Here is a 26,164-nt window from a genome sequence, read left to right as displayed (position 1 = left end):
TCCTCGCTCTTGTTTTGTAGATGTTTATATGAAACGGTTTAATATTCTTTAAAATAATGATATCGGCCAAACTGGATTCCGTCAACCCGTAATTTAAACGTTTTCACAAAATAGCCCTATTTTTTGCCAAAAAAAAGACCGGCCCAAAGTCGATCTTGCGATCGGGCTCTGAGCCAGTCACTGTTCAACGCGTCGCCCGAATTAAAAATTCCCGGGTCCGCTCTGCCTTCGGTTGGTTAAATATTTGATCCGGCGTGCCGGATTCGACGACCTGTCCGTTATCCATGAAGATAATTCGGTCTGCCACTTCTTTGGCAAAACTCATCTCATGCGTTACGATCACCATCGTCATATGCTCCTCGGCCAGCTGCTTGATGACCGCCAGCACCTCGCCTGTCAGCTCGGGATCCAGCGCCGATGTCGGTTCATCAAACAGCATGATGTCCGGATTCATCATCAGCGCTCTCGCAATGGCCACGCGCTGCTTCTGCCCGCCCGACAAATTTCCAGGATATACATCCGCTTTATCAGATAAACCGACCTTCTGCAGAAGCGCTGCGCTGTTTAACCTAACTTCTTCCTTCGATTGTTTCTTCACATGTTTAGGTGCCAGCCCCAGATTCTCCTGTACCGTGAGATGAGGAAACAGGTTGAAATGCTGGAAAACCATACCCATCCGGGCTGTGATCGCTTTGATCTGCGGCGGGTTGACATACACGCCATCCTTTACGAGATATTGATCCTGCAGCTTGATCGATCCGCCATTGATCTCCTCCAGATGCACCAGGCTCCGGAGCATGGTGCTTTTACCCGAGCCGGAAGGTCCGATGACGGCAATCACTTCATTCTTCTGTATCTCAAAGCTGACGTCCTTCAGCACGTCCAGCTGACCGAAGGATTTTTTTACATGGGTTACTTCGATAATTGCCATTATACGACAGTCCTTCTATTCATATTTAAATCGGCGTTCCAGAAACTTAAATAACATGGTTAACACTAGCGTCATCAGTAGATAAATAACACCCGCGATGAAAAACGGCATAATCGTGACATCGCGATTGACCGCCGTATAGGCGAAGTGCAGCAGCTCCGGAACCGCCACGGCATACAGCAGCGCCGTATCTTTCACCAGCGTAATGGATTCGTTGGATACCGCCGGCAGGGCTACGCGAAACATTTGGGGCAAAATCACTTTCGTGGTCGTTTGCCAGCGGTTTAGGCCCAGCACCTTGGACGCTTCATATTGACCCTTATCAATCGCCAAAAGGCCTCCCCGGAAGATTTCCGCAAAATAAGCAGCATAGTTTAGCACAAAAGCCAAGCTTGCGGCTACAAAACGGTCTAAAACGAGATACTCGCCGATCACGGGCAGCACCGGCAGACCGAAGCAAAAGAACAGCAGCTGCAGCAGCAGCGGCGTACCCCGAAAAACATAAATATAGGCATTGGCCAACCAAGCCAGCGGCTTGATTGCGCTTCGAACCATTAATGTGAACACAAAACCGAGCGGGATGGAGACCAGGATGGCAATTAAAAACAACAGGATCGTTGTCTGTGCGCCCTCCAGCATCGGTTTGCCGATTTGAACGATGTAATCCATACTCATATACTCTTAACTCCTAATGGAAAAACTTCTTGAGATGCTTGAAGTTCTTCAAAGATATCGTAGACCCATAGCAGGGAACACAAAACCGGAGCCTTTGGTCAAAGTCCGGTTTCTTGGAATACCTATGGAAGGATGAATAACCATCCTTGTGGAACATCTTACTTCAACACTTTGTTTTCGCCAAACCATTTCTCGGAAATCTTGGCTGCCGTACCATCGGCATTCATATCGTCCAGTGCTTTTTGCAGACTTTGAAGCAGCTCCTCGTTGCCTTTCTTAACTCCAATGCCGTACTGCTCCGGTGCCAGGGATTCCTCGAGAATCTTGTACGTTCCCTCTTCCTTGGACATGAAGTATTTCATCACGACTTCGTCTATGATCACAGCCTCTACGCGTCCATTCTTCAGATCGCTCAGAGCCAGCATATTGTCAGGAAATTCGTTGATCTTCTTCACCTGCGTGTGAATCTCGTGGGCACTTAACGCATCAGCAGCTGAGGATAGCGACTGCAAACCGACCTGTTTGCCTGCCAAATCGCTGATCGAAGTTATATCCGAATCAGCCAGCACGGCGACGACCTGGCTATTCTCCAGATAAGGCTTAGTGAACAACACCTTCTCCTTGCGCTCATCAGTAATGGTATAGCCGTTCCATATCAAATCAATACGGCCGCTGCTAAGCTCGGACTCCTTCGATTTCCAATCGATGGGTTGAAACTTGATTTCCTTGCCCATCTTCTCGGCGGCTGCACGAGCATAATCGATATCAAAGCCGACAATTTCATTGCTCTCGTCACGAAAACCCATGGGCGCGAACTTGTCGTCAATCCCGACAACCAGCTCATTGCCATCGCTTGCTGAGCTTGAACAGCCGACTACGGTTAATAAAAGCATGAAGCCTGCTAATACGGATGCTATCTTTTTCACCAAAAAATCCCCCTCGTAGACATTAAACGCAGCCATATTCAGGATGTATAGGAATCCGTTTCATATGCAAACTGCTTTTTCACTTTAATACGTTATCAAGACTCCATGATACCATATTAGCAGAGAAGAGTCGATAGTTTCATAGAATGGCCAATTTTCCATTTGACAAGAAATTTATGTATTTTCATCCTATTTTAAGGTTACTTTAAGGATGATTTCAGTTTAGCGGGAAAGAATGATGGACTGTAAGACCAACATCAAGAAAGGCGGTAAACAACAATGACAACCCACTTGAAGTCAGTGAAGCGGCTGGTGCTTGTCGCCATCGCTGTAGTCATGGGCCTCGCTTATCTTCCCGTCTCGGTCTCAGCGGAACCGATTGGACAGCAAACAGAATCACCGGCTGTTCCTTCGACCAAAGACGAACGCGGGCAACATAAACCCGGTCATATGTTCAAGGCAATCTCTCAATTTCTGAAGCTGGAACCGCAAGTTCTTCAGGATAAACTCAAAACCTCGACACTCGCGGAAATAGCCAAGGAACAAGGTATATCTAGAGATGCCATGAAAGCCAAGATCGTTGAGCTGTTGAAGGATAAAATCGCCTCGCATCCGAAGCAGCTGGGTAAATCCATCGATTACTCCGCTGCCGCAGACAAGCTGCTTGACGCCAAAGGCGGATGGCATAAGCAGCGGATGCATCATCGTCATGGCCGATTAATCTCGGATAGCGCCGAGCTGGCCAAGCTTCTGAAGACGACGCCGGAAGCACTCAAGCAGTCGCTCCAATCCGGAAAATCATTGGCTCAGATCGCGAAGGAGCAAGGCGTGCCCGTCCAGTCCGTCATTGATCAACAAGTCCAAGCACTTACCAAGCGCTTGGATCAGAAGTTGACCGAAGGCAAACTGACGAAGGAAGAATACGAGGAGCGCAAATCCAAAATTGCTCCGTTCGTCAGCGATGTGGTGAATGGTAAACTCAAGCCGATGAAACACAGTCGGTAAAGTGCCCGCTTGCGCTTGACCCTGTTGTCATTGGACAGCACAAAAGCCGCTCCAGCGGTTAGGAATAACCAATGGAGCGGCTCTTTATTTTCATCCGTTTATTCTATTTATCATCCATTTAAGGCACGTATTGTTGGATCATCTTCACAACGACGCCATCTTCGACGGTGATATGAAATGGAAACCATTTCATATCTACGATATCATCCTTTTTGTAGATGTCCGTGAATTTGTCCAGACTTACCAACTGGTTCCAGGAAATCTGGGCATCCTCATACCGTCCGGTATGATCGTACAACTGAAGCAGCACTTCTGCATCTTCTGCCACAGGAAGTTCAATCTGTTCTTCCGTATCATTTACGATATAATAGCCGTCCAGAGCTTCCGTCATCTCAGGGTCCTGTTCCCGTTCGCGGAATACCTGATTCGCTTCCTCTCCCTCATACCATTCAATCGGATCTACTTGCAGATAGACCTTGCCGTCTCTAATCTCAAGGCCGTTGATGTAGACAGCTTCCTGATTCGAAGCTTTCGGAACCGGCTCATAATTGTTGCCTGAGGCTACGCCAACGGTTGTCATCATGATCAGTACAAGCAGCATCATTGCTCCCAATTTCCAAGCCGACTTCTTCATCTTCTCATCGCTCCCTCTTCATCCTTCTATTAAATAGATTCAGCTCGTGAACCCGACTTATCGTACATTAAACATCATTAACCCAATTCCTGGATATTTGAAACGTATATGTATTTTATCATTCATATCTTTATTATACGAACCCATTTGGTAAAATGGATGTCAATTCGATGTAAATTCATTACAATATTTCAATCTTCGTAAGCGCTTAAAGACGGCGATATTGAATTATATTGTAATTATGGATGAATAGAGGAAAATCAACAATAAAAAAACAAGCCCTCCCCACTGATTCCTCAGTCGATGGTCAGGCTTGTTAATACTCATTCAGAAATTATTGATTGAATGTTTCGGTCAGAACAGGAACGATCTGCGATTTGCGGGAAACCACGCCTTTAAGCAGAGCCTTGTTCTCCGACAGAGACACATTGTATGCTTTCTCAACGGCTTTGGACTCTTTACCGAGTGCAAGAGCGATTGAATCGTTGTTCAGAATATCTGTCACGACGAAGACGAACAGATCAAGGTTTTTGTCAGCGATAATCCCTTGAATCGCATCTTCGAGTTCGGCTTGACGGGACAATACATCATTGGTATCGACCGCGTTAACCTGTGCGATTTCCACTTTGGCTCCGCCCATTTGGAATTCCTTGGCGTCCAGGGAGATCAATTGCGCGATGGTTTTGTCGCTCAGATCGGCGCCTGCCTTGAGCATCTCCAAACCATAGACGTCTGCATCCACGCCAGCGATCTCAGCCAGCTCGCGAGCTGCTGCGATATCTTCGTCCGTGCAGGTTGGGGATTTGAACAACAGGGAGTCCGAGATGATGGCGGACAGCATCAGGCCAGCAATTTCTTTACGAACAGCTACGCCTTTTTCCTTGTAAATCTTGTTCAGAATGGTAGCTGTGCAGCCGACAGGCTCAGCACGGTAATATAACGGGTGGCTTGTCTCAAAATTCGCGATACGGTGATGATCGATAACCTCAATTACGCGAACCTGATCAATGTCGCTTGCACTTTGCTGACGCTCGTTATGATCCACGAGAATAACGTCTTGGGCTTCATTCGCAACCGTCTCAACGAACCGCGGCGCTTCTACCTTAAAGTAATCGAGCGCATATTGCGTTTCACCGTTAACGTCACCAAGACGTACGGGCTCGGCGGAAAGGCCAAGCTGGTTCTTCAAATCAGCATAAGCAATAGCAGAGCAGATCGTGTCCGTATCCGGATTTTTGTGTCCAAAAATTAATGTTTTTGCCATATATAATGCCCCTCTCGCAACATAAATTTCATCGTTTATATCGATAAACAGATGATCACCTATCTGATTATATCGTTAAATTCTACTTATTCCAATTCCTTTACAGAGATTATTTTTAGGTCGTATTTATACCAATACAATTTCCGGTTCCGGAACGAATCCAAAATGGTTGTTAATCGACTCCGAGATCAGATTCATCAAGTACAGAATGTCGGTTGCCTTGGCATGCTTCTGGTTCAGAATCATGTTACCGTGATGCGGAGAAATGATCGCGCCGCCATATTCGGTTCCTTTCATATTCAGCTGATCCACGAGCGAGCCGACGGCTACCCCATAATCATAATTATTTTTGAATACGGAACCGCAGGACGGGTAATCGAAATGGCGTTTACTCGTCCGGTACTTGATGATGTCAAGCATTGACTGCGGCGTCTCGATTCCTCTTCCTGCCAATGCGTGCACCTCGCCCAGGAAGAATGAGAAGAAGGACGGCAAGGATGATGGATGGCTGCCGCGGGTCTTCCATTCTGTAAGCAGTTCGGACGTCATGCTGATCTGCTCCTCCGAGCTGACCGGAATATTGAGATCGGCGCCGACTATGATCCAAGGGTGCTGCTGGAAGATGGATTGCTTGTATGCAAATAAACAGTCCGGCACGGGAATGGACTGTACCTTTAAGCTCGAATCCGTTGTATCGATATAATAAACCGTGTCCAGAATATCGCAGATTTGGCGCGCATTATATTTGGCATTCATATAGATGCCAGCTCCTACGCAGCCTGGCAGCAAAAAAGTAAAGTCGAGCATATCCGTCCCCCCCATTAAACCCATCAAGGACAGTAGCGACATGGGCGCGCCGGATGAAACGTACCATTTATCTCCCGACACCCGAAGCTCCACCAGGTTTTTGAGCGATATAAACACCAGATCATGGTTCGGTTCATCCGGGAACAGGATATTGGAGCCCATCCCAAAGATGTACCATGGCATCCCGCGTTTCCTGCAGTCCTGCAACAGATCCGCCAGGTCATTTGCCGTTTCAGGCATGGCCAGATAATTGGCTGAACCGCCGATCCCGTACGTAGAAAAAGCAGACAGCTCCACATTGCGCTTGCACAATCGGTCGATAGCAGATGTATGTAAAGTCATCGTAGACATGTCACTCCCTATTCTTCACATTAGGCACAACATTCCTTACTAAATGTGGGGATGTTACATCATTATGATCCAACTACTTGGGTGGTGTCAAACTGGAGTGGAATCCTGGCTTAATAGCAAAAAATCCCTGGATTACAGCCATTAGACCGTAACCAAGGGATTCATTCATGATCTCTTTATTCGTGCCCAGGGTTTATTCAAGGAAATCCTTGAGACGTTTGCTGCGGCTCGGATGACGCAATTTACGAAGCGCCTTCGCCTCAATCTGCCTGATGCGTTCACGGGTAACGCCGAACACCTGCCCTACTTCCTCCAGAGTGCGGGTCCGACCATCCTCAAGTCCAAAGCGCAGCCGGAGCACATTCTCTTCACGCTCGGTGAGCGTATCCAGCACTTCCTCCAGCTGTTCCTTCAGCAGCTCAAACGCCGCGGCATCTGCCGGAGCCAATGCGTCCTGATCCTCAATGAAATCACCCAGGTTGGAGTCGCTCTCCTCACCGACAGGCGTTTCCAGGGACACAGGTTCTTGGGATACCTTCTGGATCTCACGTACTTTTTCCGGCGTGATATCCATCTCTTTACCGATTTCTTCTGGTGTCGGTTCGCGCCCCAGCTCCTGAAGGAGCTGCCTGGAGACACGGACGAGCTTATTAATCGTCTCTACCATATGCACCGGAATCCGGATCGTTCTTGCTTGGTCAGCGATCGAGCGGGTTATCGCCTGGCGTATCCACCAGGTGGCATACGTACTAAACTTAAAGCCCTTGGAGTAATCGAACTTCTCCACCGCTTTGATCAGGCCCATATTGCCTTCTTGTATCAGATCAAGGAACTGCATTCCCCGACCAGCATAGCGTCTTGCTATACTTACAACGAGACGAAGATTCGCTTCGGCCAAACGGCGTTTCGCTTCTTCGTCTCCCTCCTCTATTCGTTTGGACAGTTCCACTTCTTCATCGGCTGTAAGGAGGGGAACCCGACCGATTTCTTTCAGGTACATGCGAACCGGATCGCTAATCTTGATGCCTGGTGGAAGTGAGAGATCGTCATGAACCGAAAAATCCTCTGTCGGAGAATTAGCCGCTTTCTCTGTATCCGTAACCTCTCGTTCCAATGCAAAATCCGCACTTTGACGGTTCTCCATTCTATGCCCCCCTGTTGACAATCCCATATTTTCATGCTAATCTAGCATTAGGTTATTATGACATTAAGCCAATAGTTATTTATCCTTCATTCTAGCATATTTTTTACACTATATCAACTTCTAATATATTCTAGTTCATTTCACCCGATCTCACCCTGAGATCGGGTTTTTTATGCTCCAAATCTGCCTTAAGGAACTAGTCATTGCCTCTTCGAACAAGTACAAGTTCATCGTCTTACACTACATATGCTACGTTTATTTAAGCTGATCTAGTACAGCTTTCGTTTGCTGATTCAACGATTTCACATCGGGAGCCTTCGCGGGCTCATCGCTCAGCTGATATTTGTGCTTTAGTTCAAGCGTTGCCCTCACCCGGTCGTTCAGCATCTCCTCCGGGATTACGCCGCTATCAACAGCCTTGGTCAATGCTTGAATGACCGCTTCTTCTAATGCATATTCATGTCCGATCAGAATCATGTTGCTCCCTGCGACGACGGACTTCACGGAAGCCTCCCCTACGTCCGTGCTGCCGGAAATAGCCCCCATTGTCATATCATCCGTTATAACGACTCCCTTAAACCCCATTTCTTCCCTTAACAAATCGTTAATGACGGGTTTCGAATAGGAAGATGGCGTATCCGGATCAATGCCCTTCATCAGCAGATGCGCAACCATGACCACATCGGCCCCTTCATCAATCGCTTGTTGAAAAGGTACCAGCTCCACTTCATGCAGACGCTTTAGATCATGGTCAACAACAGGCAGACCGAGATGGGAATCGACCGAAGTATCGCCATGCCCAGGAAAATGCTTCACTACAGGAACGACACCATTCTTCTGTATCCCCTTCATGGAGGCGATCCCCTGCGCACTTACGGTTTCTGCTGTGGTGCCAAAGGCTCGATCGCCGATAACCGGATTGTTCGGGTTGCTATGAATATCCAGCACCGGGGCAAAAACCATATTGAGTCCGACTCCCGACACCTTTTGCGCGATAAGACCACCAACACGATTGGTCAGTGCAAGATCCCCGTTGCTTCCGATTTTGCCGCTTGACGGCAGCTTCACATATTCATCGGGAAAACGGGTAACCCGTCCACCCTCCTCATCAATACTCAGCCATAGCGGCACAGGATTCACGGCATTTGCCTTCTTCAGCTCATTCAATAGGTCTACTGACTGCTGTACGCTATCGATATTATCCTTAAAAAGGATAAATCCGCCTACATGGTAATCCTCCAGCAATCTGCGCGAGGTATTATCCAAGGTAGTCCCTTCAATTCCAACCAGCACCAGCTGGCCGATCTTCTCCTTGACGGTCATGCTATTCAGAAGCTCAGCTACCGCATCTTCAGGCTCGTTCTCAGGCAAATTCCCGTCCTCGCCTTCGTTGTCCGTGCTGCCTGATGAAGGCGGTGTCCCGTCTTCATTATCTGGAGAAGGAGTCTGCGGCTCCTGCACTTGCTCCGAAGGCGAAGCTCCTGGCCCGTTGTCCCCAGGGTTGCTGGGTTCGGCTTCGCCCCGACAACCTGCCACAGCCAATAGCAAGATGACAACCAGCATCGTTAAGCACATCCATTTTGTCCTACGCTTCAACTTGTCACCTTCCTTCAAATTCACACTATTATATTCGTCCTCTGTTCCACAGAGTCCTTCCATCATAACATGATTTCCTTACAGCCCAAACCAAGCCTAAGCTGCCCGCCTAAGAAAGAAGAAAGAGCCGCATCGACAACGGCCCTTCTTCGCCTATTTAAGCAGTCCAAGCTTACGGGCTTGCTCCTCGGTTAATATAAACTGCTCCGTGTCCCATACTTCATCCTCATCCGTTCTTCCGAACATCAGCATGATATCATCCCATATATTCTTTTGCATCGCCTCAGCTTGCGTGATAATCACTTTCATGTGAACGTCATTCCTTTCCTTGGAATCATCTCCTACTACATATACAACCATCACAGGTCGTATAGAATCGAAAAACAAACAAAAGCCTGCAGATAGTATCTGCAGGCAGGATCTGTACTATAACTAGGAATAAGCAGGATGATATTTAATCCACGACATCGCAATGGTGCCCTCGCCGGCATGAATGCCCGCAACGGGAATAAAGGTCATGATTTCGGTTTTCAACGCCGGATGGGCCCCGCTAATTTCCTTCTGGATTTCTTCGGCCTCTTCTACGTTGTTTGCGTGCATGATGCAGACCTTTTTAATTTTCTGTAAATCCAGTTTCATAAGTTCCAGCATTCTCTGCTTGGCCTTCTTGAACGTTCGGATCTTCTCTTCCACAATGACTTTGCCTTCATCAAATCGCAGCAGCAGATGAATGCGGAGCAGATTGCTGAGAAGAAGCTGGGTGCCGGATACCCGACCGCTGCTGTGAAGCCGGTGCAGGCTTGCCGGAATAAGGTAGAACGACATGTTTTGCACCATGGACTGGATTTTATCTTTTATCATCTGCACGGTATCCCCTTGGCTATGCCAGTGAATCCCGGACATGATCATTTCGCGTACCGGAAACGCTCCCGCTTGAGAATCGATGCCAACCACGGGTACCTCGGCAATCTCTGCTGCCTGCATAGATGAATTCAATGTTCCGCTGAGTTCGGATGAACAGTGAATGGCGATAATATCATCATACTTCACTTTCAGGGATTCATATAATTCGATGAATTCACCGATTGGAGGCTGTGAACTGCTGACTTTCGGTTCATCTTTCATTCTTTCATAAAAGGTCTCTGCCGAGATGTCAATTCCTTCCCTGTACGCCTCCTGTCCAAGTATCAACCTCAAAGGTACAATATAAATATGATTTTCCTTGGCGAATTCAGGATCGATTGTACTCGTGCTGTCGGTTACCCAAGCTATGGATCTCATTATCGTGTTCACGTCTCGCTTTCGTGTAGTAAGAAGTAGGAAAGGAAGCGATTTAAGCCTCTAAATTCATCATATCTTACCCTTACAGCGCATTGCAAACGAAAGGAATGTGATTTCATATCCTACACATAGGTTCGCCACACAAAAGCCTTATTTTCGCTCTGCGTTATACCCCTTTTCTCCAAAAGGTTCCAGCTGTTCAATCCAATATGCCTCCCGTTTGCTGACCGCGTCCTTCAGATCATAGAACGGATCTTGCTTCGGCTCAATCGTCTCCAGAATCTCGAAGGCAAAAGCATCCTCACCATACTCATTCCATTCCCGCTGAAGCGTCTTATTGTAGCTTGTTCCCATCTGCAGCTCGAATCGTTTGCCGTTCATGGTCTTCAAGTTATTCGTTCCGGCAACAAATACCTTGCCGTTCTTTGTGTTTCGAATTTGATACACGCCTGCTTCAATCTTGATTTCCTTATACATTTGATTTAGTTCCTGTCTGCGGTTCATGGCGTTAAAACCTCCTAATCTTAGCGTTTATGTCGTTAACCAGTACTGGCTTCCATCATCCTTGCGATTCAAAAAACCATATTCGATCAAATATCGGCGAATGGTCACATAATCGGGATTGTCTCTTCCGATCGTATCGTTGATTTCCTGTTCGGAATACAAGACATCCGGTTTAAAACGGGCAGCGATTTCTCGTAAAACGACGTACTTTTGTTTCTCTTTGAGCTTAAATGTCTTCAGCGGGCCATCGGTCCCTTCGGGAAACACCTTGGCCAGGATCGATTGCCTTTCTTCTTCCGTGACATTGTAGCGCTCATCCACCATTTTGGCCTGCTTTGGAATTTCCACGAATGCCGGTGCATGGTCATCCTTTTCCTTCAGCAGCTCCATTAAAGTCAGCAGCACCTTGGACTGTCTTTCCTTCTCCTTCAAGGCAAAACGGTGATTGCGTATCGTCGATGCACTGCCTATGCCGAGCTCCTGTTGTACCTCTTTATCGTTCTTGCCTTGGTAGAAGAGCTGCAGCAATCGATTCTGATGCTCGGTCAGTCCAGTCAGCTTCTTATCGAGGCCAGACAGATACTGAAACACGGAGCCATGCTCCCGGCGGATATGAACGGTCATGTATCGTTCTGACTCATATAACACATCTTGGTCCGGGTAGATGATCCCTTTCTCAATCGTCTTCCCGCACAGGAGGCATACCCATACGGGCCCTTCGTCAATATAGCCTTGTTTAAGTTCATCTATAGAAGCATTCCAGAAACGCTCGTTCGGATCCAATGTTAACACCACTTTTCAATTGGTTATTTATATAGACATTTTATATTTTTGTCTATAACATGTCAATCGCACTCCACTCACATATAATATTTCTTCCTCCCTTATGTGGAACCTGCTAGAATAGAGGTTGCTGCTGTAAAATTTAGGGGGTATCATCATGGGTTTCATTCAACAGTCGGCAAAAGAAATGCATTCTTGGCCGCGTAACATCAAGCTGTTTTTTCTAGCTAACGTGCTGTATCAGATCGGTACCGGCATGTTTAGCGTGCTCTACAATTTGTACATACAAGGCCTTGGATATAATGACTCCATGAATGGAACAGTGGTCAGTATTCAATCCCTGGCAACGGCACTGATGTTCATTCCGATTGGCCTGATCGGAGACCGTGGCAGCCGCAAACGAATCCTCGTCCTTGGGGCGTTGTTAAGCGGTGCAGGACTGATCGCGCGCTCTTTTCTTGAAAGCGAGTTCAGCTTGCTTGGTCTTGCAATATATACCGGTTTATTCGCATCCTTTTTTCAGGTGCTGGCTATCCCCTTTTTAGCGGAAAACACGGCGAAAGCGGCTCGCATGCGGATCTTTAGCATCCATGCCTCGCTTGTTCTTGCTTCTCAAGTGCTCGGAAGCATGGGAGGCGGATTCTTGGCGGATGCCCTGCAGGCCGTTGGTATGAACAAGGTCGGCAGCTTGAAAACCGCGCTTTTCATAGGCGGCCTGGCCACCTTTGCGGCGTTTATCCCGCTCTTGTTCACAACCGATCAGAAGGCCGAGGAGATACAGGCACTGGATGCACCGCTTACGGATCATCAACCAGCTCAGGCAGGAGGAGCTGTTAACACCTCCGGTTTGGGGGATTACAAAGTCATCGGTCAGTTCGCGCTTGCCCAATTGTTAATCGGCCTGGGCTCAGGGCTTGTCGTGCCTTATTTGAATTTATATTTTACCAACCGCTTCTCGGTATCGTTATCGGCTGTCGGCATTCTGATATCACTCGGACAAGTCATGACTATCGTATCGATGCTGATTGGACCTACACTGGTGAATCGGGTGGGAGCCGTCAGGGCCGTGGTGCTCTTTCAAGTCCTATCCTTGCCCTTCCTGCTGTTAACCGGGTTCACGAACGTACTCCTCATCGCATCGGTCGGCTTCCTGTTCCGCCAAGCCCTGATGAATGCTGCCAATCCGATACAGTCCTCTATTCTGATCGACCGCGTACCGGATCACCGAAGAGGAATCGCCAATTCGGTCACGCAAACAGCCTTCATGCTAGGCTGGGCTACCATGGGACCCGTACAATCTAAACTCGTCACCACTTACGGCAGCTATTGGGGATATGCGATCACATTTTGTATTACCGGAACGCTATATGTTGTATCTTCGTTTCTATACTACCGAATGTTCCGTGAGCGAAAGAGCAGCAGCCTCTCCTCCTCTGATACTACCGCTACTCTCTAACCTCAACCCGCAGAGGTTTCACATGTAGCGGAACAGCTCCATTGGCTACAGCCATGATCCGGGCCTGAAAGCTTCCCTTGTACCGGAAGACAGGCCCCCATATCGGATTGTCCACCTCAACGGAGATCCGGTATTGTTGATTCCCGTCATCATACCACTCGCATACATCGGCTGTTCCGGTGAGCCACCGGGGAACTCGAAACTGCAAAAGCCCCTCATAAAACCTCTGCTCCCCCGATTGAATACGAATTCCTCCGTTAGCCCCCGCGGCTATCCGGAGATCGACCGCCAGGTGCTGTTTATTCCCTAAATAATCCACGACACGGCTGCGCTGCGCACTATAGATCATCGTGGCATCAAACCGCCTCTGAATGCCCGGAAAATCAAAGCTGCGACACCACGTCACCGTTTCTCTTCCCCATTCATCCCGATAAGCATAGTTCTCAATCCGAAACGGGATCCCTTTCCCTCGATTTGGAAACATAATATACCGCGTCGTGCCTATATAGAGAGGCAGTGCAGCCCAAGGCGCGTACCAGATCTCTTCCATGATGCCTTCGCCAATCGAAGCGATGTGATCCTTGCTGTCAAACCCGAACCGCTCCTGAATTTTGGGATGGAGCTTTTGAAATTGCGAGCCTAGCGCTTGTTCATAGATCGAGGTCATGATCATTCACTCCTTTGCCGGATGTATGCCCGCGAACCGGTCTTCGTCTTCGAGCCGGACGGTAAGCGCTTGGCAAATCCGAAGCGGACAGCGAAGCCATCAAGCAAAACCCCATCATGGATCCGCTAAGCGTTAACGGATTGAATGGGGCCTTCATTAACTCGGGATCCGTTATCCATGCTCCAAGCATCAAGATCGTCAGCAAGAGAATTTGCAGCCTGTACCACAACCGACTCTTATGAAAGAGCAACGTCAATAATCCGACTCCGATCTCGGTGATGCCGAGCAATGTCAGCACCAAGCCCTCCTGGCCTCCTGCCAAGCCCGACTGCCTCAATAGATCAAGCTCCCCGGCTTCCGGAAACAACAGCTTCGGTACCAACCCCTCATAACACCATAGAATGACCAGCATAAGTGCGCTCAAGGCATGGATGAGTGCCTTTTGGATCGTTGCCGAAGGCGGAATATCCTTCTCTGCCCATAAACGCAGCACATCAAAGCTCCATGCCGTCGCCGCGCCGAATATAGGCCGGAACAGCAAGCGGTCAAACCAGGCGCCCGCCATGCCGAACCGCGTTTTGTAATCGTATTGGGTAGAGAAGCTTATGCCCCCGCTTCCCTTGTCCGCATACTTCCAATAGCCGCTGCCCTCCCGAATTAGGGAGCTGCGTTGATCCGAGCCAAAGCGCAGCACCGAGATCCGATTCCCCGTCTTCGGGTGGACAGCCGTTTTCGTGGCTCCCGCCCCTGTAACTTCCAGTCCGAACCCAATGCGGGTTCTATATAAAAACCGCTGGATGTCTGAATCAGCCTCCGGTAAATAATGAATCTCGGAAAATCGCAGATCCCACTGTTGATGCAGCTCAGGCCTTTGCGTCAACGTCCACAACTTATCCATCTCCGTCTTGATATCGAGTTCAACATAGATCGGATTTCTCTTCATGCGCTCAGCTCCCCTTGGGATGTCCTTTCGTTACTTAAGCCGGACACCTCTCTATTTACAAGTCATTTTACAGCCGCCGGGGACTCGCCGTCAGACCTCACTTTTATAGAACATACCAAGAAGAGGTACTACGTTTCGTAGTACCTCTTCCGATCCTTCCATATGATCCAGTCTTAATCTGCACCAGAGCTAGCTGTCGTTCTTTCTCACAATCCCTTTGCGGCGGACCTTCTCCACGGCTTCCCTGCTGCTTCTTACCCCGAGCTTTTTCAAAATTTTATTGATCTGGTTCTTGAGCGTGCTCTCGGTTTTGAACAGCTTCTGCTCCATCTGGGAATGGGTGTACCCTTCATCCAACAGATCAAACACCTCACGCTCCGCAGGCGTTAAGCCGCGTAACTGCTCTTCGCGCTTGAGGCGGGCAAATTCCTTGAGCAGCACCTCCATCGACCCCGGATGAAACACCGCGCTTCGGATCGCTGCCGGAAGCTCCTTAAACCTCGACTTCTCAATATAATTGATGGCTCCAGCCGTAAAGGATTGCATGATCGCCAACTCGTCACCGAGCGAAGTCAGCATGATGGCCTTGGCCTGCGGTTTACGATCAAGAATTTCGGCGGCGGTGGATATCCCGTCATGTCGACCTGCAGTCAGCTGAATATCCATAAGCACGATGTCAAAGGAGAGGATTTGCGCCATCGCAATCGCTTGCTCGGGCGACTCGGCCGTCCCGACAACCATCATATCTTCCTGCGCATTCAGAAAAACGGTCATCGATTTAATCCAATCCGGATCATCCTCCACCAAGAAGATTTGTATGCGGTTCAAGCTTCTTCCCTCCCGGATAAACGAATAATTTTACTACGCGGAAAATATAACGCAATCTCCGTACCGACCGATTCGCGGCTCTGCAGACTAACGGAACCACCGCTTTTCTTCATCACGTTATAAACATACGACAAACCAAGCCCGAAGTTATGCTTCTTTTGGCCCTTGGTGCTGTAAAAAGGTTCAAACACCAGCTCCTGCTGCGCTCTTGGAATGCCGATCCCGTTATCTTTAACGGTAATCGCCGCCCCTTTGCGGTCTGCCGTAATCGCTATCGTAATCAACCCTCCTTCAGGCATCGCCTCCACACTGTTACGAATGAGATTGCTGATCGATTCCTTCAAATGGATGATATCCGCGAGCAGCCACGGCCGCTGACTACAGATCACCTTCAATTCAACGCCATGCCTGCGCAGCTGATCCTGTTCACGGAGCTGCAGTTCAGCAAGCAGCTGATCCACGCGGACAGGCTGTTCCACCAGCTTGAATGCCTTCATCTGCTGCTGCATGCGCCCCACCATGGCAAGCAGATGTTCCGATGAGTTCGCTATGACTTCAAGCTGTTCGATGGCAACGCCGTTGTCCTGTGGCAGCAGCCGTTTTACGTTTTCCGTGCTCATCGCAATCTTCCCGATCTCGTTCTTAATCGTATGATTCAGCATCGATGTCCCCGAGCTGACGGCTTGCATCGTGCGATCCATCGGATCGCGCTCAAATTTCAGGCGTACGCCCAGGACGCCGTACACAAAGGTACAGATGACGGCAACGCCCAGTGAATACAAAATGAACAAGGAGACATACCGGAACGAATCATAACCGGGCGAGATCAGGTTTCCCACATTAATCAGCAGCATCACACCGAGTAAGGTAGGTACCATAATCCAGGTAGTGATCCACATGCTTTTGCGTTTTTGCGGATTCATCTCTTGGGACAACGCGCGAATAAGCAAGGCACATGCGGCCACATAATAGGGAACCGTCCACACGAATAACCAGCCATAATGAATTCGGTAACCCTCCGTCAAAAGCACTTGTGCCAGCATCGCGAGCACCGGCAGAAACAAGCCTATTTTGAAATCGCGCATTCTCTTATGATGCTGAGGTCTGCGGGTATACACCATGCAAAATATCAACACGCCGTACGGTGTCAGGGTATGGTTGAGAAATTGTATCCACGGCTCGTACCGGACCGGAATAAAACCGGAAGGCGCAAGCAAATCCGTCAAGCCGCCGATCCCTGCGCTCCATAGAAAAAAAGCCGCCCAGCGGTTCACCTCGCTCCGAGGCTGATTGAACAGTAGCACAGCCGCCGCGCTCCACAGCGCTACCACATAATATATCATGACGCATCGTCCATTCTCTTCGCGAATATAGTTTCATCCTACCATAATTGTAACAGCAGCGGGACCTCCTTCCTTACCTCCACGAACAAGCACGATCCATCGAATCATGAATTCCGTCTACTTCGAAATCTCGATTTTTACATAGCAAAAACATTCAGTTTACATTCAGCCGCATTTAAGAAAGATATCAGGAACGATTGATAGGATAGATTTCGTAAGCAAACAAGCAAACGAATGATAGAGAGAAACGAGGTGGAACATGACGACCCCATTAAAATACCGGAACGAACTGAAATTTTTTGTGAATATTCACCAGTATCAAATCATCCGTCAACGATTGAGAAATCTGGTGACCTACGATCAGCATGCAGGACCTGGCGGGGAATATCACATTCGAAGTTTGTACTTTGACGATATCAACAACAAAGCGTTATACGAAAAGCTGGCTGGGGTTCGGGACCGGGTGAAATACCGCATCCGCATCTACAACGTAACCGACGACACCATCCATTTTGAGAAAAAAATCAAATTCCGGGATTACATCGCCAAGCTGAAGGAGCCGCTCACAAGGGAGATGGTTGATCAGATCATGGCCGGTCAATACGAATGCCTCTATCAACCAGACAAGCCATTGATGATGGAGCTGTATCACGAGATGAAGCATAAGCTGATGCGGCCCAAGGTCATTGTCGATTATGTCCGGGAGCCGTATGTCTGTCCTAACGGAAATGTCCGGATTACGTTTGATAAGGAGCTTCGAACCGGCCTGCACTCCACGGATCTGTTCAATCGGAATCTGCTGCCCATCCGGGCGATCGATGAGAATCTGATCATACTGGAAGTCAAATATGACGAGTATATCCCGGATTACATCAAAATCGCGCTGCAGCTGGAAGGACTGGGCCGTCAATCGGCCTCCAAGTACGTGATGTGCCGCAAATTTCTGAAATATAACACATGGGAGGATCAATAATTCATGAACACCACATCTACATCAAGCAGTACGAGCACCACCAATTTTTCGGATATCATCAAAAACTCCGTCATGGAAAACTTCGTATCCGATATCAGCATCGCCAAAATCCTGATTACGCTGTCCGTTGCTTTCGTTATCGGGCTATTTATTTATCTGCTCTATAAAAGAGTCTTCAGCGGCGTGCTGTATTCCAAAAGCTTTAACGTGTCTCTGATCGGGATGACCATGATCACGGCCGTTGTCATCATTGCCATTAACTCAAATCTCGTGCTCTCGCTCGGTATGGTCGGCGCACTCTCCATCGTCCGTTTCCGTACGCCCATCAAGGACCCTACCGATCTGATCTTCCTGTTCTGGGCCGCGGTTGCCGGGATCGTAACCGGAGCCGGGTTCTACACGCTGGCAGCCATCGGCTCCATCGCAGTCGGTCTTATCCTGTTCTTCTTCATTAAAAAAGCAACAGTGGATACGCCTTATCTGCTCGTGATTCATTGCGATAATGAGCAGAGCGAGCAAGCCGTAAAAGAACAAATCGGTCAAGCCGTGAAGCGTTATAATCTGAAGCAAAAAACCGTGACCCCGGGCAGCATTGAACTGACGCTGGAAGTAAGACTGCGTGACGCCGAAGGCCAGTTCGTAAACAAGCTGTCCCAGCTCCCGGGTGTTCATAACGCGATTCTGATCAGTTACAGTGGCGACTATGTATCCTAAGTCAGGCGGTGGGCAGAGATGAAAAAGAAAAGAATGACGGTCCTGCTGGCCCTTGTGCTGACCATATTCCTCCTGATCTCAGGCTGCCAATGGACACCCACAGCTGACGAAACGGTGAGCAGCACGGAGAGTGATGCCCAGCAGGAGCAAATCGATTCAACGGTTTTTCCGAAGGATAAAGTCATAGATGTTAAAATCACGATGGACGAAGCGGATTTTCAGAATATGCTGGACAACGCCAGCGCCGAAGAATATAAAGAAGCAGCCGTCAATTACAACGGCATACAATTTGATCATGTCGGCATTCGTACCAAAGGCAATTTAAGCCTGCGCAGCGTGGTCAATTCGGACTCCGACCGTTACAGCTTCAAAATATCCTTTGACGAATACCTCAATCAAACCTTGAATGGAATAAGTAAAATCAATCTGAACAACAACTACAGCGACGCCTCGTATATGCGGGAATTTCTCACCTACGAGCTGGCGGATTCCATCGGGCTGCCAACACCCGGCTTCTCTTACGTCAATGTATACGTTAACGATGAATTATGGGGGTTCTACCTCGCGATTGAACAGATTGGCGACTCCTATCTGGAGCGTCATTTCGATCATTCGTACGGCGCTTTGTACAAGGCTGAGATGACCGGCGCTGGCAGCGATCTGACTTGGCTTGGCAATGACCCTGATTCCTATACCGGACTTGTCATGAAATCCAAATCATCCAACGATGATGTATTGATCGATATGCTAGATGAGCTCAATAACGGCTCCGATTATGAGAAGGTGCTGGATGTGGATAATGTACTTAAGTACGTTGCCTTAAATGTCGTTGCATCCAATATGGACAGTTATCTGGGGATGAACAAACAGAACTACTACCTGTATGAGAACAATGGCATCTTCTCTGTCCTGCCTTGGGATTATAATATGGCATTCGGAGGATTCGGCGGATCGGGCATCCTTATTGACGAGCCTACTCAGGGAGCCTTGGCGGAACGGCCCCTGATTGCCAAACTGCTCGAGGTTGACGAATATAAGGAGCGCTATCACGCTATCCTCTCGGAGATGCTGGAAGGCTACATGCAGCAGGAAACATTCAATGAACGGGTGGCGCAATTACAAGACTTAATTTCCGAACACGTAAAGAAAGACCCAAGACCCTTCTATTCCTATGAGGATTACGAGCAATCCATCCCGACATTGACCTCATTCGTGGAAGAGTCAACGGATAATATCCAGCAGCAGCTGGATGGAACGATCCCTTCCGCAGGCGATGGAAACGGCAGCGGCGGCATGGGCCCCGGGGGTGGTGGCGGCATGCGACCTGGTGGTGGCGGACTGGTACCTGGCGGGAATAACAATACGCCGCAGCCTAATTCGAATGGAGGCACCCAGGGAAACACTACTGATACTGATATTGGCACGAGCACGACACCGGGTGGAGATGGCGGCAGCGGGACGAATGGAAATGGGATGCTTCCCCCTAACGACACCCCGGCCGGAGGCACCTCTGTCGGGAAAACGCCCGCCAACAGCGATGGTGCTACGCCTGATCCTTCTGGCGACGCGTCGGGAAGTAGCGCAGACGTTAACGTTACCTCAGGCAAAGCTGGAGGGCCTGATCCTGACACCGTACCTACAGGGGATGAACCTTCCTTGTCAGTCGTATCAGCTGTCGGATCGAGCGCAAGCCCCCCTTCCGATGGAAATCAACCAATCATGCCTCAGGACCCCGGCCAGAATGGTCAAGGCCAGATGCCGGATTTCCCTCAGGGGCAGATGGGGAACGGATTCGGCGGCGAGTTTGGCGGTCAAATGCAGGGAGGTAGGGGGATGGGCCGGCCGGTCGATTGGTCAAACGGGGCTGCCGAGGAACAAGGCAGTGCCAAGGAGGCCTTGTACGCCGGAGTATCCATCGTGCTGCTTCTTCTCTCTTGTCTCTTGGTAACGCTGTATAAACGTAAAAGACTGTAATCATCAAACAAGGGGCAGTTCCAAAGGTCGATACCTTTGGAACTGCCCCTTTAAATCCCATCGTTCGAGCTTATGACCGATGAATTACACGAATTATACTATGAACCACGTGATCATGATGGGCGCTCCGATAAGGATCATGCCCAGTGCCATGACGATCCTCGTCGTATTTCTAGACAGCTTGTGCTGGGTCGCGGTTGAACGATACCAACCGCTGAACTGCAGGCGATTCCGGTAAAGCACAAGAAACAACAGTACATTCCCCACGAACAGGAACAGGAAATATAGTCCGTTCCAAGGTATCCAGGCCTTCAGTATTTCATGTTCAATGTTGCCCAGAACCGTTACAAAGATCATCATTATGATCATCATACGTATCATTTCGAGAATGGATGAGGCCAATTTGGTCATAACACTTACTCCCTTTTCAATCATGCTAGTTTGGACATTACTATTTTTCCATTATACAGCAAAAGGCGAGATCGAGATATACCAAAAGACGATATGGTCATAAAGAACCATACCGTCCGTTTTTTTCCTCAGCCATGATGCTATTCAATGGGACTCGAGCTCTGCTTGTTGATCGTGTACCGATTGTTTTCTTATAAAGTATGAATCCAGCTTCCGACTGACCCACAAGGACAGCACGATAAAGGCAAGGACACCGAACAATTTAAAAGGTTCCGCAATAAAATCGGACAGGTTGGCACCGATGTAAGAGACACAGAACACCATAATGCCCTTGCCCAAGGTTACAGCCATCAGATAGGACATCAGGTTCATTCTAGCTAGCCCGGCGGCTACGTTGACCGCTACAAACGGCCCTACGGGGAGTATGCCAAGCAGGAAAACGTAACTGAAACCGTTGCGCTGAATCCAGCGCATACCACGCTGAACTTTAGGTTTATTCGCCCAGCGTTCGATCAGTGCTGTACCGGATATTTTGCGTACGATGAGAAAGGTCGTTAAGCATCCTGCCACCATGCCGATCCAAGAGTAAAGAAACCCGGCCCACAGCCCATACACCGCCGCATTCACACCTACAATCACGATCGTGGGCATCGGTGGTATGAAGGATTTCAGAAAAGTCAGAAGGATGCCCGGCAGAGGGCCTAATGCTCTAAATTGTTCTAATAACCATTCCAGATTGCTCTCTGTAAAGTAAGACATGATGTCCAAGTAGCCAATCAATGACTTCACCCATTTCTGCTAAGTATTGCCGACTTGCTGACTTGAAGCACCTGATTCAGCTGAGCCAGATGGTGGTTGTCGTGCCAGATGAAATCCCGCATAAATTGCGCTACCTCAAAGGGATGCCCGTCCCCGTCCGTGTACCGCAGCTCATATGACGTTTCAGGCAGGGCTTCGATCGCCCGAATCAGCTTCTCCCTTGCGGTTATCGTCTGATCCACCAGCGCTTCTGTTGATAACGTTTTGGCATATTGCCTCGACTGTTCATTGAAAGTATCATAATCCATATGCCGGACGGTCAATGCATCCCCTGTAGAAATTTTGGCAATGGCTTCATTGTAAAAATACTCATCCCAGCGCATGATATGGCACACCACATCACATACGGCCCATTTCCCCTCTGCAATCGGTGTGCTCCAGAATCCCTCTTCCTGTTCCGCGAATTCTTTCACTTTGCCGATCCATGCGGAATACTCATTCAGCAGTTGCTGTTTGTCACTCATATCCATTCTCCTTGTCCTTATAAGATTTAATATAGGCGTCCAGTCGATCCTCCGGCCAGTGATACATCTTGAGCAGCTCCTCATAAGGATCGCCTGTGATATGTAACAGCTTCGCAAAGGCAGGCTCCGTCTTGTAGCCCGACCTCTTCAGCTCGATGATGCCTTGTCTTGCAGTTTCACCGAGTCGCTTCAAAAGCTTGTATTCCACAATCATATGACGGTAACCATTCTGCTTCGGCGAAGGTATTGGCTGTGCAAAAATCTCGAATTCCCACCCCTTATACTGAAAACGCGCTACCGTTCGATCCACGTTGTTGACCGTACGGGATGAGCATGTGAAATTCGAAACAAGTTGACTATAATTCTTCGTGAGCTCTCGCCCAAAACGGGCAAAATCCGTCACATGGCATATGATATCGAGATCGCTTGAAGCGATGTCAATCCCAATAGGGATCGTACCCACCAATATCGGGTTGCAGGGTTTCAAATGATCCCATAGTCTAAGCTCGTCTATAACCATGGCTGCTTGCTTCTGTTTAGCAGAGCCTAGTTGTAAGTACTCCAAATTAAGAAAATCCATATGTTCTTGCATGTCTGCCACCACCTGCATTACTGCTCTGAACTTTCAGGCTAGCGCTCGGTCCACGTCGTCCGAACATAACCCAGCTTCATGCCAATCGATTCCATATTACGATGGCTCTGCGATAAGAAGGCACATTGGGAGGCAATCAGATCGCATCCTGCAAGCTTCGCATCCTGTATTCTCCTGCGAAGCAGCTCCTGCTGCAAGCCCTGTCTACGATACTCCGGGAGTGTTGCCGCAAATGTTAGTGACGCTGTCGATTGATTTACATACATGACGCCAGCTGCAGCCGGTTCATCTTTGACATACGCGATATAGAAGCTCCATCCCGGGCGTGAATACAATACACGATTATTCGCGGCTACAGATGGAATTCCTTGATCAGGCAATCCTGTTCCACGACAATGAACTTTAGCATAATCCTCAAATTCATCTTTGTCTATTGTTCTGATCACAATTCCATTACCTTGCACCCCCTTCATCTCTTGCGGGTTCATATACATGGAATTATGAAAAGCAGATTGATAGAATCCGCGATCGGCAAGCGCAGTTAGGACTTCCTGATTCACCAGGCCGGGTACAACCTCAAACTGAAATTTTCGGTCTCTCGATCGATAAAAGTCGATGATATCGTCCAAGTTATTCAGATCCTCTGAACGCAGTCCTTTCACCGTGTTAAAAGAAAGCCAAGGCATCGTCTTGCTGTACAAGCACAGTACATGGCCGAAGCGCTTCATTTCGACCCCTTCGGGATTTCCGGACCGACCTTCGATTGCTTTCATTCGATCAAACATATAATCCGTTTCCGAATCCTGAATTCGATGGATAAGTTCCTCAGATGGAAGATGCCGCATATGGCCTCCTATGTATTATGATTAGTAATTGGAAAAATAGAGCCCGAAGATCGTTTACTGATGCTTCGGGCTCTTACTTGCTGTGTATGTTTTATTTCGCGCTGCCCGGCAAATCGCAAGATCCGTCGGCACACATGCCGTTGCTGCTGTCGGAGTCATTCACCATCACTAGCGGATTCGCTTCACGATAAGCCTTATCTAGGGCGTCCGTGAACACTTCCAGCGGCTGCGCACCGGACACGGCGTATTTGCCTCCCAGTACGAAGAATGGCACTCCCCGAATCCCCAAATTTGTTGCAGCGGATTCATCTGCCCTTACTTCCGATTGGAAATCGTCACTCTCGAGGGCAGCCACTGCCTGATCCCGCTCCAGGCCGACTTCAGCCGCCAGATCAGCCAATCGATTCTTATCACCAAGATTCTCGCCGTCTGTAAAGTGTGCACGGAACAACCGCTCCGTCATTTCTTTCATTTTACCATGCCCGGATGCAAAATGAACCAGGCGGTGAGCATCAAATGAATTGGCCGGGATGACGCGATCCATGTGATAAGTAAGCCCGACGCTTGCCGCTTGCTGGGTCACGTTGCCGTTCGCAGCCTTAGCCTGTTCGATACTCATGCCGTATTTGGATGCCAATATCTCATCCATGGAAACCCCGGTCTTATACGATGCACTGGGATCCAGCTCAAAGCTGCGGTATACCACCTCAACCTGATCTTTATTAGGGAATTGCTCCAAAGCCGATTCGAAACGGCGTTTACCAATATAACAGAACGGACACATAAAATCCGACCATATTTCAACTTTCATTCTTTACGCCTCCTAGCGAGTATGAATAGTGACTTACTTATTGTAACCCGCTTTCAGCATGACATCAACACCTCACATGAATACGGAGAGGTCTTACATGGATGTTCCAAGATACCGAGTACAAGCACGCCTGTTATCTAAGCGGGTTCCTGTTCTCCAGTAATCTGGTTAGAATCCAATCACTCACAACCTCAAAGCCTTGATTTCCCTTCAGGGAACTATTCATTACCAGATCCGCATGCCAGCGGGTAGGCTCAACATATTCATCGTGTCTGTATCTCACAAGCTGTAAATATTCCTGAAGCACACTTTCCTCGCTATGTCCCTTATCTATAAACCAGCGGTTTCTGCGAAGCATTCTTTCATCTGCAGGGCAATCTACGAACAGTTTCAAATCAAGGGTGTTCCGAAGATATTCGAATTGATACAAGAGAAATCCTTCCATGACGATTACATCGTATTTGCCGTTATGGACGGCGTGATCATAATCCTCGGTCAGACGCTCGATATCGACGGCATCCGGATGGTTAAAATCCTCGAATATTTGATTCGTGAAGGGCGCCTTGGCCAAGGGCCTAACGGACTTATAGTATTTATCCATATGGAAGATGGTCATCCTGTACTCGCTTAACCTCTCCTTGAGCTTAAGACTTAGCGTTGTCTTGCCGCTGCCCGAACCTCCGCCAATCCCGATCCTTAAAGTCTGCCTATGCTCCATATGCTTTCATCTTCCTCCGCATGTATGTCCAATGTATAGGTTCCATTATTATACAACCGATCCAAGGAAGTTGAAAGTTCCTGCGTTGCAAGAAACACATCAAACGGCGTACTCTCACACAAGGCAGACCGCGATAACGAAAAAAACAGACAGCAAACCGCCGCCTGTCACTTATATTTTTTCCAATCCATCTCGCTGTGTTCCAGTAAATACTCAAAATCATTATCGCGCCGCTTCTGTTCAGCCTTGCGCACAGCTTCCCGTTCCTGCCTTTCCTGCTCAAGCCGCTCGGCTTCATTGGCTTTCAAGGATTCGGTCGTTGCCTTCAACTTCGCCAGAACTTGAGGGTCCAGCATATCCTTTAACGTTGCGGGTTTATCGGCAGCTTCAGTTCGCGGCAATGGGGATGTTCTTTTCTTTTTTGCCATGATGTTCACCTCGATTTCCACATCATTATATCATCTTATGTACGGTCTGGCATCTATATATGTTGGGAATAACCACGAAAAAAAAGAGAGCCTATCGGCTCTCCTTCCCATTATGCATACTTTACTTTGAGGGCGATCGATGGGACTTGAACCCACGAATGCCGGAGCCACAATCCGGTGCGTTAACCCCTTCGCCACGACCGCCAAGATAATGAGTATTTCATATTCTCGAGAATACAGTTTAGCAGACATCAATCCATTTAGCAAATTGTAATTT

General features: G+C 48.6%; 29 protein-coding genes and 1 tRNA gene. 5 read left to right on the top strand and 25 right to left on the bottom strand.

The genetic code is table 11. The features are described 5' to 3' along the window. Positions 1–184: 184 nt before the first annotated feature. The 3 genes from AB4124_RS21435 to AB4124_RS21425 all read right to left on the bottom strand — a co-directional run bounded on the left by AB4124_RS21435 (position 185) and on the right by AB4124_RS21425 (position 2,532). On the bottom strand, positions 185–931 hold the full coding sequence (locus tag AB4124_RS21435) for an amino acid ABC transporter ATP-binding protein (RefSeq protein ID WP_441974096.1): 747 nt from the start codon (positions 929–931) through the stop codon (positions 185–187). A 15-nt stretch (positions 932–946) separates the two neighbouring features. After that, positions 947–1,606 (bottom strand): amino acid ABC transporter permease, encoded by a 660-nt coding sequence (locus AB4124_RS21430; RefSeq protein ID WP_076322039.1) that lies wholly within the window; start codon positions 1,604–1,606, stop codon positions 947–949. A gap of 158 nt (positions 1,607–1,764) precedes the next feature. Further along, positions 1,765–2,532, bottom strand: a complete 768-nt coding sequence (locus tag AB4124_RS21425; RefSeq protein WP_430131134.1) for an amino acid ABC transporter substrate-binding protein — start codon at positions 2,530–2,532, stop codon at positions 1,765–1,767. Between the two features lie 279 nt (positions 2,533–2,811). Between AB4124_RS21425 and AB4124_RS21420 the strand changes: the two genes are divergently transcribed. Then, positions 2,812–3,537, top strand: coding sequence for a hypothetical protein (locus AB4124_RS21420; protein ID WP_430131131.1), 726 nt, complete (start codon positions 2,812–2,814; stop codon positions 3,535–3,537). A gap of 118 nt (positions 3,538–3,655) precedes the next feature. Here the strand turns inward: AB4124_RS21420 and AB4124_RS21415 are convergent, their stop codons facing one another. The 9 genes from AB4124_RS21415 to AB4124_RS21375 all read right to left on the bottom strand — a co-directional run bounded on the left by AB4124_RS21415 (position 3,656) and on the right by AB4124_RS21375 (position 11,901). Then, positions 3,656–4,171: a hypothetical protein gene (locus AB4124_RS21415; RefSeq protein ID WP_076322042.1), complete on the bottom strand. Its 516-nt coding sequence runs from the start codon at positions 4,169–4,171 to the stop codon at positions 3,656–3,658. Positions 4,172–4,505: 334 nt separating this feature from the next. Beyond that, positions 4,506–5,435 carry a manganese-dependent inorganic pyrophosphatase gene (locus AB4124_RS21410; RefSeq protein ID WP_441974095.1) on the bottom strand — a complete coding sequence of 310 codons (930 nt, stop codon included), beginning with the start codon at positions 5,433–5,435 and terminating at the stop codon, positions 4,506–4,508. Between the two features lie 126 nt (positions 5,436–5,561). Beyond that, the gene (locus AB4124_RS21405) at positions 5,562–6,584 is read right to left on the bottom strand and encodes a UDP-N-acetylmuramate dehydrogenase (RefSeq protein ID WP_441974094.1); all 1,023 of its coding nucleotides are present in this window, start codon (positions 6,582–6,584) and stop codon (positions 5,562–5,564) included. A 202-nt stretch (positions 6,585–6,786) separates the two neighbouring features. Next, positions 6,787–7,737, bottom strand: a complete 951-nt coding sequence (gene rpoD / locus AB4124_RS21400; protein WP_076322045.1) for an RNA polymerase sigma factor RpoD — start codon at positions 7,735–7,737, stop codon at positions 6,787–6,789. A 255-nt stretch (positions 7,738–7,992) separates the two neighbouring features. Beyond that, entirely contained in the window at positions 7,993–9,312 is a 1,320-nt protein-coding gene (gene nagZ, locus AB4124_RS21395; RefSeq protein ID WP_441974201.1) for a beta-N-acetylhexosaminidase, read from the bottom strand. Between the two features lie 174 nt (positions 9,313–9,486). Beyond that, positions 9,487–9,642: a hypothetical protein gene (locus tag AB4124_RS21390; protein ID WP_165593394.1), complete on the bottom strand. Its 156-nt coding sequence runs from the start codon at positions 9,640–9,642 to the stop codon at positions 9,487–9,489. A 123-nt stretch (positions 9,643–9,765) separates the two neighbouring features. Beyond that, the gene (locus AB4124_RS21385; protein ID WP_213644287.1) at positions 9,766–10,614 is read right to left on the bottom strand and encodes a DegV family protein; all 849 of its coding nucleotides are present in this window, start codon (positions 10,612–10,614) and stop codon (positions 9,766–9,768) included. Between the two features lie 150 nt (positions 10,615–10,764). After that, positions 10,765–11,118, bottom strand: a complete 354-nt coding sequence (locus AB4124_RS21380; protein ID WP_379404421.1) for a GIY-YIG nuclease family protein — start codon at positions 11,116–11,118, stop codon at positions 10,765–10,767. A 27-nt stretch (positions 11,119–11,145) separates the two neighbouring features. Then, positions 11,146–11,901: a DUF2087 domain-containing protein gene (locus AB4124_RS21375; protein WP_430205500.1), complete on the bottom strand. Its 756-nt coding sequence runs from the start codon at positions 11,899–11,901 to the stop codon at positions 11,146–11,148. A 157-nt stretch (positions 11,902–12,058) separates the two neighbouring features. Between AB4124_RS21375 and AB4124_RS21370 the strand changes: the two genes are divergently transcribed. Next, positions 12,059–13,357 (top strand): MFS transporter, encoded by a 1,299-nt coding sequence (locus tag AB4124_RS21370; RefSeq protein WP_339266007.1) that lies wholly within the window; start codon positions 12,059–12,061, stop codon positions 13,355–13,357. Here AB4124_RS21370 and AB4124_RS21365 read toward each other — a convergent pair. The 4 genes from AB4124_RS21365 to AB4124_RS21350 form a co-directional block, all read right to left on the bottom strand. Further along, on the bottom strand, positions 13,347–14,024 hold the full coding sequence (locus AB4124_RS21365; RefSeq protein WP_441974093.1) for a DUF4166 domain-containing protein: 678 nt from the start codon (positions 14,022–14,024) through the stop codon (positions 13,347–13,349). The genes AB4124_RS21370 and AB4124_RS21365 overlap by 11 nt on opposite strands. Beyond that, on the bottom strand, positions 14,008–14,967 hold the full coding sequence (locus tag AB4124_RS21360) for a DoxX-like family protein (protein WP_441974092.1): 960 nt from the start codon (positions 14,965–14,967) through the stop codon (positions 14,008–14,010). The genes AB4124_RS21365 and AB4124_RS21360 overlap by 17 nt, the downstream gene beginning before the upstream one ends. A gap of 189 nt (positions 14,968–15,156) precedes the next feature. Continuing rightward, positions 15,157–15,795: a response regulator gene (locus AB4124_RS21355; protein ID WP_441974091.1), complete on the bottom strand. Its 639-nt coding sequence runs from the start codon at positions 15,793–15,795 to the stop codon at positions 15,157–15,159. After that, entirely contained in the window at positions 15,792–17,138 is a 1,347-nt protein-coding gene (locus tag AB4124_RS21350; RefSeq protein ID WP_441974090.1) for an ATP-binding protein, read from the bottom strand. The genes AB4124_RS21355 and AB4124_RS21350 overlap by 4 nt, the downstream gene beginning before the upstream one ends. Before the next feature lie 259 nt (positions 17,139–17,397). Between AB4124_RS21350 and AB4124_RS21345 the strand changes: the two genes are divergently transcribed. Genes AB4124_RS21345 through AB4124_RS21335 form a run of 3 tightly spaced genes read left to right on the top strand, consistent with a single transcriptional unit; the run spans position 17,398 to position 20,799 of the window. Further along, on the top strand, positions 17,398–18,111 hold the full coding sequence (locus tag AB4124_RS21345; RefSeq protein ID WP_430104904.1) for a polyphosphate polymerase domain-containing protein: 714 nt from the start codon (positions 17,398–17,400) through the stop codon (positions 18,109–18,111). A 3-nt stretch (positions 18,112–18,114) separates the two neighbouring features. Further along, complete coding sequence (locus tag AB4124_RS21340; RefSeq protein ID WP_441974089.1) at positions 18,115–18,825, top strand: DUF4956 domain-containing protein; 711 nt, start codon at positions 18,115–18,117, stop codon at positions 18,823–18,825. Positions 18,826–18,843: 18 nt separating this feature from the next. Continuing rightward, complete coding sequence (locus AB4124_RS21335; protein ID WP_441974088.1) at positions 18,844–20,799, top strand: CotH kinase family protein; 1,956 nt, start codon at positions 18,844–18,846, stop codon at positions 20,797–20,799. 93 nt (positions 20,800–20,892) lie between these two features. Here the strand turns inward: AB4124_RS21335 and AB4124_RS21330 are convergent, their stop codons facing one another. The 9 genes from AB4124_RS21330 to AB4124_RS21290 all read right to left on the bottom strand — a co-directional run bounded on the left by AB4124_RS21330 (position 20,893) and on the right by AB4124_RS21290 (position 26,091). Then, complete coding sequence (locus AB4124_RS21330; protein WP_076322057.1) at positions 20,893–21,210, bottom strand: hypothetical protein; 318 nt, start codon at positions 21,208–21,210, stop codon at positions 20,893–20,895. A 144-nt stretch (positions 21,211–21,354) separates the two neighbouring features. Beyond that, on the bottom strand, positions 21,355–21,999 hold the full coding sequence (locus AB4124_RS21325) for a TVP38/TMEM64 family protein (protein WP_441974087.1): 645 nt from the start codon (positions 21,997–21,999) through the stop codon (positions 21,355–21,357). Next, positions 21,996–22,493: a DinB family protein gene (locus tag AB4124_RS21320; protein ID WP_430104910.1), complete on the bottom strand. Its 498-nt coding sequence runs from the start codon at positions 22,491–22,493 to the stop codon at positions 21,996–21,998. The genes AB4124_RS21325 and AB4124_RS21320 overlap by 4 nt, the downstream gene beginning before the upstream one ends. Next, a complete protein-coding gene (locus AB4124_RS21315) occupies positions 22,486–23,085 on the bottom strand; it encodes a DUF4269 domain-containing protein (RefSeq protein WP_441974086.1) in 600 nt (199 codons plus the stop codon). Before AB4124_RS21315 ends, AB4124_RS21320 begins: the two co-directional genes overlap by 8 nt. Before the next feature lie 38 nt (positions 23,086–23,123). Further along, a complete protein-coding gene (locus AB4124_RS21310; protein WP_441974085.1) occupies positions 23,124–23,930 on the bottom strand; it encodes a GNAT family N-acetyltransferase in 807 nt (268 codons plus the stop codon). A gap of 91 nt (positions 23,931–24,021) precedes the next feature. Beyond that, on the bottom strand, positions 24,022–24,741 hold the full coding sequence (locus AB4124_RS21305; RefSeq protein ID WP_430104914.1) for a DsbA family oxidoreductase: 720 nt from the start codon (positions 24,739–24,741) through the stop codon (positions 24,022–24,024). Between the two features lie 133 nt (positions 24,742–24,874). After that, the gene (locus tag AB4124_RS21300) at positions 24,875–25,459 is read right to left on the bottom strand and encodes a uridine kinase family protein (RefSeq protein WP_430104916.1); all 585 of its coding nucleotides are present in this window, start codon (positions 25,457–25,459) and stop codon (positions 24,875–24,877) included. Positions 25,460–25,626: 167 nt separating this feature from the next. Continuing rightward, the gene (locus AB4124_RS21295; RefSeq protein WP_076322198.1) at positions 25,627–25,887 is read right to left on the bottom strand and encodes a YqkE family protein; all 261 of its coding nucleotides are present in this window, start codon (positions 25,885–25,887) and stop codon (positions 25,627–25,629) included. A 131-nt stretch (positions 25,888–26,018) separates the two neighbouring features. Then, positions 26,019–26,091, bottom strand: a tRNA-His gene (locus AB4124_RS21290). Between the last annotated feature and the right edge of the window lie 73 nt (positions 26,092–26,164).

Origin of the sequence: Paenibacillus sp. 2KB_20 (genome assembly GCF_052115765.1) — a bacterium.
In the GTDB taxonomy this organism is placed as follows: domain Bacteria; phylum Bacillota; class Bacilli; order Paenibacillales; family Paenibacillaceae; genus Paenibacillus_AQ.
This window is presented reverse-complemented; position numbering and strand designations above follow the sequence as displayed.

Coding starts and splice junctions, on each gene's coding strand:
- AB4124_RS21305 (WP_430104914.1), bottom strand. CDS start 24,741: ATGAAAGTTGAAATATGGTCGGATTTTATGTGTCCGTTCTGTTATATT.
- AB4124_RS21330 (WP_076322057.1), bottom strand. CDS start 21,210: ATGACCAAATTGGCCTCATCCATTCTCGAAATGATACGTATGATGATC.
- AB4124_RS21415 (WP_076322042.1), bottom strand. CDS start 4,171: ATGAAGAAGTCGGCTTGGAAATTGGGAGCAATGATGCTGCTTGTACTG.
- rpoD (WP_076322045.1), bottom strand. CDS start 7,737: ATGGAGAACCGTCAAAGTGCGGATTTTGCATTGGAACGAGAGGTTACG.
- AB4124_RS21295 (WP_076322198.1), bottom strand. CDS start 25,887: ATGGCAAAAAAGAAAAGAACATCCCCATTGCCGCGAACTGAAGCTGCC.
- nagZ (WP_441974201.1), bottom strand. CDS start 9,312: ATGTGCTTAACGATGCTGGTTGTCATCTTGCTATTGGCTGTGGCAGGT.
- AB4124_RS21310 (WP_441974085.1), bottom strand. CDS start 23,930: ATGCGGCATCTTCCATCTGAGGAACTTATCCATCGAATTCAGGATTCG.
- AB4124_RS21420 (WP_430131131.1), top strand. CDS start 2,812: ATGACAACCCACTTGAAGTCAGTGAAGCGGCTGGTGCTTGTCGCCATC.
- AB4124_RS21435 (WP_441974096.1), bottom strand. CDS start 931: ATGGCAATTATCGAAGTAACCCATGTAAAAAAATCCTTCGGTCAGCTG.
- AB4124_RS21345 (WP_430104904.1), top strand. CDS start 17,398: ATGACGACCCCATTAAAATACCGGAACGAACTGAAATTTTTTGTGAAT.
- AB4124_RS21430 (WP_076322039.1), bottom strand. CDS start 1,606: ATGAGTATGGATTACATCGTTCAAATCGGCAAACCGATGCTGGAGGGC.
- AB4124_RS21315 (WP_441974086.1), bottom strand. CDS start 23,085: ATGCAAGAACATATGGATTTTCTTAATTTGGAGTACTTACAACTAGGC.
- AB4124_RS21380 (WP_379404421.1), bottom strand. CDS start 11,118: ATGAACCGCAGACAGGAACTAAATCAAATGTATAAGGAAATCAAGATT.
- AB4124_RS21370 (WP_339266007.1), top strand. CDS start 12,059: ATGGGTTTCATTCAACAGTCGGCAAAAGAAATGCATTCTTGGCCGCGT.
- AB4124_RS21410 (WP_441974095.1), bottom strand. CDS start 5,435: ATGGCAAAAACATTAATTTTTGGACACAAAAATCCGGATACGGACACG.
- AB4124_RS21350 (WP_441974090.1), bottom strand. CDS start 17,138: ATGATATATTATGTGGTAGCGCTGTGGAGCGCGGCGGCTGTGCTACTG.
- AB4124_RS21340 (WP_441974089.1), top strand. CDS start 18,115: ATGAACACCACATCTACATCAAGCAGTACGAGCACCACCAATTTTTCG.
- AB4124_RS21405 (WP_441974094.1), bottom strand. CDS start 6,584: ATGACTTTACATACATCTGCTATCGACCGATTGTGCAAGCGCAATGTG.
- AB4124_RS21300 (WP_430104916.1), bottom strand. CDS start 25,459: ATGGAGCATAGGCAGACTTTAAGGATCGGGATTGGCGGAGGTTCGGGC.
- AB4124_RS21360 (WP_441974092.1), bottom strand. CDS start 14,967: ATGAAGAGAAATCCGATCTATGTTGAACTCGATATCAAGACGGAGATG.
- AB4124_RS21390 (WP_165593394.1), bottom strand. CDS start 9,642: ATGAAAGTGATTATCACGCAAGCTGAGGCGATGCAAAAGAATATATGG.
- AB4124_RS21365 (WP_441974093.1), bottom strand. CDS start 14,024: ATGACCTCGATCTATGAACAAGCGCTAGGCTCGCAATTTCAAAAGCTC.
- AB4124_RS21385 (WP_213644287.1), bottom strand. CDS start 10,614: ATGAGATCCATAGCTTGGGTAACCGACAGCACGAGTACAATCGATCCT.
- AB4124_RS21320 (WP_430104910.1), bottom strand. CDS start 22,493: ATGAGTGACAAACAGCAACTGCTGAATGAGTATTCCGCATGGATCGGC.
- AB4124_RS21335 (WP_441974088.1), top strand. CDS start 18,844: ATGAAAAAGAAAAGAATGACGGTCCTGCTGGCCCTTGTGCTGACCATA.